The 12,687-nt window shown below is 25.5% G+C and carries 9 protein-coding genes; 6 read left to right on the forward strand and 3 right to left on the reverse strand.

Features of this window, described 5'->3' with window-relative positions; genetic code table 11:
* Nucleotides 1-11: 11 nt before the first annotated feature.
* The 6 genes from aroA (at nt 12) to HF862_RS00145 (ending at nt 9,917) form a co-directional block, all read left to right on the forward strand.
* Nucleotides 12-1,295, forward strand: a complete 1,284-nt coding sequence (aroA, locus tag HF862_RS00120; protein ID WP_170185897.1) for a 3-phosphoshikimate 1-carboxyvinyltransferase — start codon at nt 12-14, stop codon at nt 1,293-1,295.
* Between the two features lie 17 nt (nt 1,296-1,312).
* Complete coding sequence (locus HF862_RS00125; RefSeq protein ID WP_170185898.1) at nt 1,313-2,320, forward strand: hypothetical protein; 1,008 nt, start codon at nt 1,313-1,315, stop codon at nt 2,318-2,320.
* Nucleotides 2,321-2,332: 12 nt separating this feature from the next.
* A complete protein-coding gene (coaBC, locus tag HF862_RS00130) occupies nt 2,333-3,508 on the forward strand; it encodes a bifunctional phosphopantothenoylcysteine decarboxylase/phosphopantothenate--cysteine ligase CoaBC (protein WP_170185899.1) in 1,176 nt (391 codons plus the stop codon).
* Nucleotides 3,509-3,595: 87 nt separating this feature from the next.
* Complete coding sequence (locus tag HF862_RS00135; protein ID WP_170185900.1) at nt 3,596-4,822, forward strand: exonuclease subunit SbcD; 1,227 nt, start codon at nt 3,596-3,598, stop codon at nt 4,820-4,822.
* Nucleotides 4,822-7,872, forward strand: a complete 3,051-nt coding sequence (locus HF862_RS00140) for an SbcC/MukB-like Walker B domain-containing protein (RefSeq protein ID WP_170185901.1) — start codon at nt 4,822-4,824, stop codon at nt 7,870-7,872. Before HF862_RS00135 ends, HF862_RS00140 begins: the two co-directional genes overlap by 1 nt.
* Nucleotides 7,873-7,967: 95 nt before the next feature.
* A complete protein-coding gene (locus HF862_RS00145; protein WP_170185902.1) occupies nt 7,968-9,917 on the forward strand; it encodes a fructose-1,6-bisphosphatase in 1,950 nt (649 codons plus the stop codon).
* A 78-nt stretch (nt 9,918-9,995) separates the two neighbouring features.
* On the opposite strand, the gene HF862_RS00150 is transcribed toward HF862_RS00145, so the two are convergent.
* Genes HF862_RS00150 through HF862_RS00160 form a run of 3 tightly spaced genes read right to left on the reverse strand, consistent with a single transcriptional unit; the run spans nt 9,996 to nt 12,685 of the window.
* Nucleotides 9,996-11,558, reverse strand: a complete 1,563-nt coding sequence (locus tag HF862_RS00150) for an AbgT family transporter (protein WP_170185903.1) — start codon at nt 11,556-11,558, stop codon at nt 9,996-9,998.
* 24 nt (nt 11,559-11,582) lie between these two features.
* Nucleotides 11,583-12,059: a nucleoside recognition domain-containing protein gene (locus tag HF862_RS00155; RefSeq protein WP_170185904.1), complete on the reverse strand. Its 477-nt coding sequence runs from the start codon at nt 12,057-12,059 to the stop codon at nt 11,583-11,585.
* A gap of 2 nt (nt 12,060-12,061) precedes the next feature.
* The gene (locus HF862_RS00160) at nt 12,062-12,685 is read right to left on the reverse strand and encodes a nucleoside recognition domain-containing protein (RefSeq protein WP_170185905.1); all 624 of its coding nucleotides are present in this window, start codon (nt 12,683-12,685) and stop codon (nt 12,062-12,064) included.
* Nucleotides 12,686-12,687 lie beyond the last annotated feature (2 nt).

Genomic DNA, 12,687 nt, shown 5'->3' on the forward strand with positions numbered 1-12,687 from the left:
GGTGAGATGTAATGAAAGAAGAATATTCGATTAAAACTAGAGAAAATTTCCATACAGAAATTAGTATACCGGGGTCTAAGTCTATGACTACAAGAGCATTGATTCTTGCTTCTTTATCAGAAAATCCTGTTATACTTAAAAATCCACTTTTTAGTGAAGATATAGTTCAAATGATTGAATGTCTTACTAAATTAGGAAATAAAATTCTAGTTTCTGATGACAAAAAATATATTAAAATATCTGGAAATAAAAAAAGAGAATTTGGTAAAAAAACTTTACATGTAGGTAATTCAGGTTCTGTTATGAAATTTTTAATTTCTTATATTGCAACTGGAAGAGGAGAGATAACTATAGATGCTTCATCTAGAGTCACAAGTAGACCTATTCGTGAATTTGTTGATAGCATGAGAGAATTAGGAATTGAAATAGAATATTTAAAAAAATCAGGTTTTCTACCTATAAAAATATATTCTCAAGGAACAAAATCTAATATAATAAAAGTTCCAGGAAAAAATAGTAGTCAGTATTTATCTTCTGTTCTACTTTCTGCTTCACATTTTAATAGTGATATAGAGGTATTAACATCTCATAAAATCAGTTCAAAATCATATATAGATATTACTTTAAAAATGTTGCATGATTTTGGAGCTAAAATAGAAAAAACTGAAAATGGATATTTAGTTAAGAAAACTAATTTTGATACAGTAAAAGGTTATCTTATAGAAGGGGATATGGCTTCTGCTTCATATTTTTTAGCAGCAGCTCTTATAACAAATAGTACAATAAAAATAAATAATTTCTCATATAATAGTATTCAAGGAGATTATAAATTTCTTGAAATTATGGAAAGCCTTGGACTTAAAATTATTGAGAGGACAAAGACTTCTATTACAGTACAAGGAGTTGAATCTTATGAAGGTTTTTCTCTTGACCTTAATAGAACTCCAGACCTTGTTCCAACTCTTTCAATAGTAGCATTATTTGCAAATTCTCCTTCAGAAATACATAATGTTGCAAATTTAAGAACAAAAGGAAATGATAGATTAAATTCTATTCGTACAGAGTTAAAAAAAATATATGGAAGTGTTACAGACCTTCCAGATGGAATAAAAATTATTCCTAAAAAAGCAGGAACTTATAAAGGTGGAGTTATGGAAACATATAATGATCATAGACTTGCAATGAGTTTTTCTTTAATTGGTCTTAAAGTAAATGAAACATCAATTGTTAATAGTCACTGTGTATCTAAAGTTTTTCCTAACTTTTTTGAAGAATTTGAAAATATATATAAATAATTATTTATGGAGGAAATATGGGATTATTCTTTAACAAAAATCTTGAATTTAAAATAGAAGAATTAAATAACAAAATAGAAGAGTTAAACAATAAGATAAAAACCTTAAATAATATTATTGCTGAAAAAGACCAAGAGGTAGACATATTAAAATTAAAGTTAAAACATAGTGAAGAGAATACTCTTTCTGTAGAATCTTTTGAATATTTACAAGAACAAATAAGAGTTTTAACTTCAGAAAAACAAACTCTTACTAATAAAATTCAAGTCCTTGAAAAAAGTTTAGATGATTCTAAAAATTCTATTCTTTCTATGGGACAACTTGAAGTTATGGAAAAAAATTTAAAAAAGACTAAGGAAGAAAATAAAACTCTTAGTGAAAAAGTAAATATTTTAGAAATGAAAGTTAAAGAAGTAGAAAATTCTTCTGTTTCTCCTAAACAAATGGAAATTATGGAAAAAAATTTGAAAAAAGCTAGAGCAGAAAATTTAGAGTTACAAGAAAAACTATCTCATTATCAAGAGACAGCTAAAGAGGTTGTAAAAATTCAGGTTGAACATAGACCAATGGAATTTTCTGAAAATGCTATTTTCTTAGATAAATTTAAATATAAGATTTTAATTGAAGATTTCTTTGAAGGAACTAAATTTAAAGAAGTTCGTGAATTTCTTCTAAAAAAAGAATATGTTTTCTTAAATGACATTAAAAATTTTAAAGAGATTGAAGGAATTGACAAAAAGAAAAACTTTAAAGCTGCTTGTCTAAAAGTCCAAAACTTCGAAAAAGGTATTGTTCCTTTAGAGGATAGAGTTTTACTTTGTAAAGGAGCAAAAGTACAAAAAATCTTTAAATCATTTAGAAAATTTACTAATTATCTTGTTGAAAATAATTTAGAATATATGGACAATCTTGATGGAGCTGATTTTAAGGCTCTTTCTGTAAAAGCTAGTATTATGAGTAAATCTGTAAAAGATATTATGAATACTGCAGAAGAGTATTTTAATACTTACAAGATAAAAGAATAGGGGGAGATTCCTTTGAAAAATATATTACTTGGTGTTTGTGGTGGTATAGCAGCTTATAAATCTGCTAATATAGTTTCTAAATTTAAGAAAAAAGGTTATAATGTAAAAGTTATAATGACAAAAAATGCCACAGAAATTATAACACCTCTTACTCTTGAAACTCTTTCAAGAAATAAAGTTGTAGTTGATATGTGGGATAAAAATAGAGGATATGAAGTTGAACATATATCTTTAGCTGAATGGGCTGATATAGTTTTAATAGCTCCAGCTACTTATAATATCATAGGAAAAATTGCTAATGGTATAGCTGATGATATGCTTTCAACAGTTGTATCAGCTTGTACAAAACCAAAATATATAGCTCTTGCTATGAATGTAAATATGTATAATAATCCTATTCTTCATGAAAATATTCAAAAATTAAAAAAATATAATTATAATTTCATTGATGCTGATGAAGGATTCCTAGCTTGTAATACAAATGCTAAGGGAAGATTAAAAGATGAAGATGAAATTGTTGAAATTATAGAAAATGCTTTAAATGATGAAAATAAAAATTTATTAAAAGGTAAAAAAATTCTTATTACAGCTGGTCGTACAGAAGAACCTATTGACCCTGTTAGATATTTAAGTAATAATTCTAGTGGTCAAATGGGATATGCTTTAGCAAATCAAGCTGTAAAAATGGGAGCTTCTGTAACTTTAGTTTCTGGTCCTACAAATCTTCCAATTCCAAAAGGACTTTGTGAATTTGTACAAACAAGAACGGCTATGGATATGTATAATGCTGTAATGGAAAGATTTGATAGTCAAGATATAGGAATAGCTTGTGCAGCAGTAGCTGACTATAAACCTAAATTTTATTCAGAACAAAAAATAAAAAAAACTGATGATGATTTAGTTATTGTTTTAGATAGAAATCCAGATATATTATTTAATATGGGACAAAAGAAAACTCATCAAATTTTAATTGGATTTGCTGCTGAAACTGAAAATATTATAGAAAATGCCAATAAAAAACTTATTAAGAAAAATCTTGATATGATAGTTGCTAACAATGCTCACAATATGAGAAGTTCTAACAATTCAGCAACTTTTATAAAAAAAGATGGAACTTCAATAGATATTCCTGAAAAAACAAAAATTCAATTAGCTGTTGATATTCTAAAAGAGATATCAAAATTCTAAAACTTAGGAACACTTATATCTTATACTTAAGATATAGGTGTTTTTTTTATATAAATATAGTATAATAAATATGAAAGAGGTGATAAAATGAAAATACTTCATACATCAGATTGGCATCTTGGAAAAAAATTAGAAACTGCTAAAAGAATAGATGAACAAAAAAAATTTATAGATACATTGGAAAATATAGTAGAAAATGAAAATCCACAAATTATTTTAGTAGCTGGGGATATATTTGATACTCCTAACCCATCATCTGAAGCTGAAGGATTATTTTTTGATGCAATGAAAAAAATATCAAACTTTGGTAAAAGAGCCATTATAATAATTCCAGGAAACCATGATGGTGCTGAAAGATTGGCTGCTTCTAAAAATTTAGCTAGAGAATTTGGAATTATAATATATGAAAAACCTTTTGAAGTTAAAGAAGTTGGAAAATATGGAGAGTTTCAAGTGGTTAAATCCTTTGAAGGTGGACTTCTATTAAATATTGACAAGGAAGAAATATATATTTATTCTTTGCCTTATACTAATGAAAGCGTAATTGATGAAGAATATTTGAATATAGAAACTTTCAAATATAAAAAAAATCCTGATGAAATATCTTCAGAAAATATAGATTACTCTAAAAAAATTGGAATAATTTTAAAAAATGGAATAGATTTTGTAGAAAATTTAAATATACCTAAAATAATAATGTCACATTTATTTATTGCTGGAAGTAGTGGAGATGGAGATGAAAAACCTATTGAATTAGGTGGAAGTAAGGCTGTAAATTTAGGAGATTTGCCAGAAGCTGATTATATAGCCTTAGGACATATTCATAAACCTATGAAATATATTTCAAAGAGAGCTTGTTATTCAGGTTCTCCAATAGAATATAGAGTAACAGAAAATAAATATTCTAAAAAAATATTTATGGTTGATGTAAAAGGAAAATTACAAACTGATATTAAAGAAATTCAATTAGAAAATTATAAGCCTATAAAAATCTATGAAGTTTCTAGTATTGAAGAGGGAATAACTCTTTCAAAGGAGTTTATGGAAAAAAATCAATGGATATATTTAAAAATTCATACTGATAAATATCTTTCGAGTAAAGATATTAGAGAAATTAATAAAAATAAAAATATAGTTGAGATTATTCCTATTCTTGAAGGGCAAGAAAATGAAAATGGCCAAAATATAAATATTGATTATAGCCAGCTTAATATAAAAGATGCTTTTATTGAATTTTATAAATCTGAAGATGGAATAGAGCCAAGTGGTGAAGTTGTAGATTTATTCTTAAAACTTTTGGAGGAAGATAAATAATGAGACCAATATTATTAGAAATAGAAGGATTACAAAGTTTTAAAGAAAGGCAAAAAATAAATTTTGAAAAACTTGGAGAGGCTGGGATATTTGGAATATTTGGAGAAACAGGAAGTGGAAAATCAACTATTCTTGATGGAATGATTTTAGCTCTTTATGGAGAAATTCCCAAATCTTCAACTTTTGCCAATAATCAAGGAGGAATTAGAAATCTTTTGAATACTTCTTCTGATAAAATGGAAATTTATTTTAAGTTTGCTCTTGATGAAGATATATTTGAAATTTCTAGAAAATATTATCTTGGAAAAAGTAAAGGAGAATTGGATTTAAAAACTAAAGAGATAATTTTAAAAAAAAATGGAGAAGTTATTGCTGAAAAAACCAATGCTTTTAAAGAGAAAATAAATGAAGAATTTGGTTTAGAACTTGGAGATTTTACTAGAACTGTAGTTTTGCCTCAAGGACAATTTAGTGAATTTTTAAAATTAAAAGGAGTTGCAAAGAGAGAACTTCTTGAAAGAATTTTTAATATGGAAAAATATGGGAAATCTCTACAAGAAAAAGTCAACGAAGAAAAAAAGTTTTGGGCAAAAGAGATAGAAAAATATGAAAATCAAAAACTTGGTTTTGGTGAAACTTCTAAAGAGGAGATTGAGAGCTTAGAAACTAGAAAAAATCAAGAGAAAGAATTTTTAAAAGAAAAAGAAGAGGAAAAGGAAAAATTTTTAAAAGAGTATAAAGAAAAAGAAGAACTAAAAAATCTTTTATTAAAAAATGAAGATTTAAAAAAAGAAAGAGTATTTCTTGATTTAAAAAAGGATGAGATAGAACTAAATAAAAAATCTTTAAAAAGAAGTCAAGAGGCTTATGAGTTAATAGAACATATTGAAGTTTTTGAAAATATAAAAAATAAAATAGATATAAATAATGAAAAATTAGAAAAACTTTTAGTAGAAAAAACTTCTTTTGAAAATAAAATAAAAGAGTTTAATAAAGATATAGAAAATAATCTTCTAAAATTAAATGATGTTACTAAGGAAAAAGAAACTGTTGACTATAACAAAGGTGAAGAGATAAAATTAGGAAAAATAATATTTTCTAAGAAAAATCTTATTGAAAAAGAAGAGGAAAAAATAAACAAAAGTAAAGATTTAGAAAATCTTAAAACTGAAATTAAAAATATTAAATTAGATTTAGAAAACAATAAAAATAAAGCTTTAGAAATTGATAAAAAAAGAGAAGAAATTTCTAATATAGATGAAAGTATATTAGAAAAACTTTTAAATGAAAAACAAGAGTTTGAAAATATAATTAAAAAATATAAGGAAAATTCTAAAAAGAAAGAAAATTACATTAAAGAAAAAGAGGAACTTTTAGAAAAAGAGATTTTATTTTCTACTAAGAAAAATCAAATAATTGATGAAATAGATGAGTTAGAAAAATTAAAAATTGAAAATATAGCCTTACAATTAGCCATTAATTTAAAAGAGGGAGAACCTTGTCCTGTATGTGGTTCTACATTTCATCCTCATTTAATTATTGAAACAAGCAATTATGAGGGAGATATAAATAAAGATATAAAAAGTCTTAATATAAAAAGAGAAGAATATATAAATGAAGAGGGAAAAATAAAAGGAAAAATAGATACTCTTACTAGAAATATAGAAGATTTATCTATTTATTTTAAAGATAGATTAATTGATGAAAATATAACTTTAGAATTAGAAAATAAAATTCAAGAGTTAGAAAATATGTATTTAAAAGAAAAGAAAAATATTGATGAAATAAACAGTCAAAAATTATCTATTGAAAAAGAGGAGATTTTAATTAATAACACTATTAAAAATTTAGTTGAGAAAATCTTAGAAAGAGAAAAAAATGTTAAAAAGCAAGAAAAGGAGATTGAAAATATAAATGAAAAAATAGAAGATATTAAAAATTCCATATCTTTAGAGGGGGAAATATATATAAATAATTCCATAGAAAATCTTGAAGTTAGAAAAAATATCTTAGAAGAAAATGGAAAAAAAATAGATAGTTTAACAAAAGTTGAAAAAACTCTCGAGAAGGATATATCTCTTTTAAAAAGTAATCTCGAAAAATTAAAAAAAGAGTTTGATGAAGTTTTATTAGATGAAAAGGCTATAACTACAGAAAACTCCATATTTGATAAAGATAAAATAGAGAAAGAAAATATAATAAATTCTCTTTCTAATAAATATAACTTTAAAAATAATGACGAAGTTAAAGAAAGTTTTTTAGGAAAAGAAAAAGAGGAAAGTTTAAAAGAGGAGATTGAAGAATATACAAATAATTATCAAAGAATTATAACTCTTTTATTAGAGAATGAAACTCTTATAAAAGGAAGACAACTGAGGGATGAGGAGTGGGAAGGATTAAAAATAAAATCAAATGAGATTGAAACTACTTTAAATAATTTAAGAGTATCTATTTCATCATTAGAAAGGGATATAAATGAGAAAAAAATCTTGTTAGAACAGTTAGAAAAAATAGGAAAGGAAATTTTAAAGGCTCAGAAAAATTTTGATATAGCAGAAGATTTATATAAAAAATTAAAATCTGGAGATTTTATAAAGTTTTTAACTACAAAGAGATTAAAAACAATAGTTGCCAATGCTTCTGAAAGATTAAATAGGATAAGCAATGGAAGGTATCAATTAGAATCTGATGATGAATGTGATTTCTTTGTAATAGATGTATTTAATAGTGGAGATAGAAGAAGAACAGGAACTTTATCAGGTGGTGAAACTTTTATAGTTTCTCTTTGTCTTGCTCTTGCTCTTTCAAAGCAATTACAACTTAAAGGAAAAGTTCCTTTACAATTTTTCTTCCTTGATGAAGGTTTTGGTAGTCTTGACTCAAAACTTTTGGATAAAGTTATGGATTCTATTGAAAATATAAAAAATGAAGAAAGACTTACAATTGGAGTTATTAGTCATTTAGAAGATTTGAAAGTGAGAATTATAAAAAGATTGGAAGTAGAAAAAGCAATTCCAGGTGTAAGAGGTAGTAGAATAAAATTAATTTAAAAAAATATTACTATAAAATTTTTTTTATGATATAATATATCATAAATTAATCAAAAAAGTGTAAAAAAATTATATTTTTTAGAAAGGTTGGTATTATGGACGGAGATAAATTAAAATTTTTACAATTATTATCTAAATCATTTCCAACAATTGCAGCTACTACAAGTGAAATTATAAACTTAAAAGCTATCTTAAATTTACCTAAAGGAACAGAACATTTTTTAACAGATATTCATGGAGAGTATAGAGCTTTTAATCATGTACTTAGAAATGGTTCTGGAGTTATAAAAGATAAAATTGATGATATTTATGGAGATACTTTAGAAGAAAATTTAAAAAAACAATTAGCAACAGTTATTTATTATCCAGAGGAAAAAATAAATCTTATTCAAAAACAAACTGCTGATATGAAAGGTTGGTATAAAATTACTATTCTTAGATTAATTGAAGTTTGTAGAATAGTAAGTTCAAAATATACTGATTCTAAAGTTAGAAAAGCATTGCCAAAAGATTTTGCCTATATTATTCAAGAATTAATTCATGAAAAATATTCTGATGATAAAAAGGATTATGTAAGAAATATTATTGATACAATTATTGAGCTTGATATTGCTAAAGAATTTATTGTATCTTTATCTGGGCTTATCCAAAGACTTACAATAGATGTATTACATATAGTTGGAGATATTTATGACAGAGGTCCTAAACCTCATCTTATAGTTGATAAACTTATGCAACATCACAATGTTGATATTCAATGGGGTAACCACGATATGCTTTGGATGACAGCAGCAGCTGGACATAAATGTGCAATAACTAATGTTGTAAGAATTAGTAGTAGATATTCTAATACTGATATTTTAGAAGATGTTTATGGAATTAATATGTTGCCACTAGCAAGATTTGCTATGTCAACTTATGCAAATGACCCTTGCACAAATTTTTTACCAAAAGAATCAAAAGATTCTGATGTTTCTTTAATGGCAAAAATTCATAAGGCTATATCTATAATTCAATTTAAAATTGAGGGGCAAACTATATTAAAAAATCCTAATTTTAATATGAATTCAAGACTTCTTTTGGATAAAATTGATTATAAACGTGGAATTTTAAAAGTAGATGGTAAAGAATATCCATTAACTGATACTAATTTTCCTACAATAAATCCAAAAGACCCATATGCCTTAACAGAGGAAGAAAATGAAATTCTTGAAAAATTAAAACAAAGTTTCATTCATAGTGAAAAATTACAAAAACATACTAAGTTTCTTTTCTCCAAAGGAAGTATGTTTTTAAAATACAATTCAAATTTATTATTCCATGGTTGTATCCCTGTTGATAAAAATAAAGAATTTACTAAAATGGAATTATTTGGAAAAACTTTTTCAGGAAAAGCATATCTTGAAGAATTAGATAGAATTTGTAGAGAGGGATATTTTAATAAAACTGATAGTAAAATGAAAGAAGCTTGTATGGATATGATGTGGTATCTATGGTGTGGAGAAAATTCTCCATTATTTGGAAAAGATGCTATGAAAACTTTTGAGAGATATTTTACTACAGATAAAGATTTACATAAGGAAAATAAAAATTATTACTATTCATTATATGAAGATAAAGATTTTATAGATAAAATTTTTGCTGAATTTGACCTTGACCCAGAAAAATCTCATATAATAAATGGACATATGCCAGTAAAAGAAAAAAGAGGAGAGAGTCCAATAAAAGCTAATAAAAAATTAATTGTAATAGATGGTGGATTCTCAAAAGCTTATCAAAAAGAAACAGGACTTGCTGGTTATACTTTAATATATAACTCTTATGGATTAAAACTTGTATCTCATCAGCCTTTTGAAGATGTTAATACAGCCATTGCAAATTGTATAGATATTCACTCTTCTACTAGAATTATTAAAAGAGTTTTAGAAAGAAAAAAAGTTAAAGATACAGATGTTGGAGAAAATATCCAAAAACAAATTAATGATTTATATGAATTATTAAATGCTTATAAGAGAGGTTATATAAAAACTAAAGAAGAAAAATAAAATAAAAGGAGTTACAAATTAATTGTTGATTTGTAACTCCTTTTTTAGCTTTCAAGAACTTTTAAGGGTATATTTTGACTAAAAATGTAAATAAACTCCTGGACCAATTGGTAAATCTAATAAATACCAAATTATCATTGCTATGACTAAAGTTATTAATATAGCCACAGAATATGGAATCGTTAAAGAAAAAACAGTTCCAAATCCTAATTTTTCTCCTTCTTTTAATTTTAATTTTCCTTCAGCCTCATAATCAGCTAATAAACCTAAAACAACAGGGATAAGGTTTTGTACAGAGGAAACAATATTAGTAGCTGAATCTCCTATTCTAAAAGCTAATTGTGCATAGGCAGGAGATATATTTAATAAAGCAAATGTTGGAACTACTATTTGAGATAATACTAACCATTTTGTAGAACCAGAAGTCAAAAATAAATTTAAGAATGAAGTCATTAATGTAACTATTAAAAGTAATATTAAAGGAGAAACATTTAATTCTTTAATAACATTAGAACAAGCAAAAGCTAAAATTTTTAAAGAATTCGATTTGTTTAATAAATGTATAAAAATTGATGCAGGTAATAAAGTCACCATTAAAGGAATAGCTTGAGATAGTCCTTTTTGTAAATATTTTGGAATATCTCTAGAAGATTTTATTTTTTTAGTACCTATTCCATATCCAACCCCTACAAATAAGAAAAGAAAAAATATAATCATTACTATTGAGGATAATAGAGGGGATTTTGGTAAAAATCCTCCATCAGAATTTCTAAAAAATGCATTTTGAGGTATTGTTAGAATTCCCATAATTATAACAAATATTATAAAACTATAAAAAGAATATTTTAAACCTCTTTCTTCATCTTCAGTTAATTTATATTCATTTAATTGAGAAGTAGAAAGCCCTTCATAATCTCCCTCAACTTTCACTATAATTTTTTCTGTAACAAAAGTTATTACAAAAGTTAATAGTAAAGTAGCTGCAGCCATAAAATAATAATTACATAAAGGATTTACTGTAATATTATAACCTACAGAATGAGCTGCTTGTTCTGTGATACCAGCTAATAAAGCGTCTGTTCCAGCAACAAAGAAATTTGCTGTAAATCCTCCAGAACAAGCTGCAAAGCCAGCTATAATTCCTATTTTTGGATTTCTACCTAAAGCACTAAATAAAATTCCACCCATAGTTATAGCAAATATAGTCCCAGCATCAGACATAATATTTGCATTTACTGCCATAAAAATGAAAACAGTAGTTATTACATTTTTAGGAGTTTTTAATAAATATTTTCTCATTAAAACATTGAAAAAACCTATATTATCTACTACACCGATTGCCATCATCATTAAAACAACAATTTTCAATGATGGGAAATTAATAAATATAGTTGGGATACCACTTATCAAATCTCTTAAATTTTCATATGTTAAAAGATTATTAATATTAATAACATTTTCTGTTTGAGTTTTTATATCAAAATAACTAATACTTACACCAAATTTAGATAATATAAAAGATAAAAATAATATTATTATTGAGAAAATTGTAAAAAGAATAAAGGGATGAGGTAATTTATTCCCTAAAGTTTCAACTAATTTTAAAAAATTAATTAGAAAACTTTTATTATTTTTTTTCATAAATTTTCCCCCTTTTTAATTTTTTTATTTAAAAAATTCTAGAATAATTTTTGTTATAAACATAGATATAGAAGCATCTATTAGTGGAATTACTAAAAGAAGTTTATAATATTTTTTGGCAACTCCTGATACAAGAACTATTCTTGCATAATGTCCTACTAAAGTCCCCATTAAAATTACAGCAGGATATAAAATAGTAGCTTGTTCTTGATTTATAACTCCGTTTTGAAATAACATTAATCCTGTAGCTGCCCCAGCTGCCTTAGCGAAGAAAGCGGCAATAATAACTAAGGCTGCTTCTCCTGGAAGTCCAAAAATTTTCATAATTGGATTTAATCCGATAGCAATAATATCCATTAAACCTGTTGTTTCAAGAAAAACAATTAAAGCATAGGCTAAAACCATAGCTGGAGCTATTTGTTCTAAAGCTATATTTAATCCTTTTTTAGCTCCTTTCATAAATATTTCTACTGAACTAGGAGAATTTTTTATATTATCCATAATTATTTCACCTCTTTATTCCTATTTTTATATATAATAAATCTAACTATATTCGCACCTATTATTTTCATTACAAATTGAATTAATATAATTCCACCTAAAGGAAGTATAGAAATTGATAAAAGAGGTCCTCCAGCTGAAATACTATTTGTTACTACTCCAGAAGCAGCATATTGGTAAGCAACAAATATGGCTCTTTCTTCGTCATTAATATAATTTTGATCATAAAGTTCTTTTGTCATAACAGCACCTATATCAGAAGATGTAAATGAACTAACAAAAGCTAATCCAGTTACTCCAGGAATTCCCATTAATGGTTTTAATATAGGTTTAAAGAATTTTGCAGCAGCCTCAAGAGCCCCTAATTCTTGAGCTACAGCAATTAATCCAGAAGATAACATTAAAGAAGGAACTAAAGTAAGAGCTACTAGAAATCCTTGTCTAGTTCCTCCTCCTCCTTTTCCTGTAAAATCAACATTTTCATAAATTTTTCCAAATTTTCCTAAAAGATAACTAAAATCTAATGCTTTTAAAGTTTCATGATTTTTTAATAAACCAGAAAACATAGCCATCAATATAAATAAAGATATCCAACCAGTTATTGCTCTTTTTCTTTCTGTAGTCATTT

Source organism: Fusobacterium sp. FSA-380-WT-3A (assembly GCF_012843705.1).
GTDB lineage: Bacteria > Fusobacteriota > Fusobacteriia > Fusobacteriales > Fusobacteriaceae > Fusobacterium_B.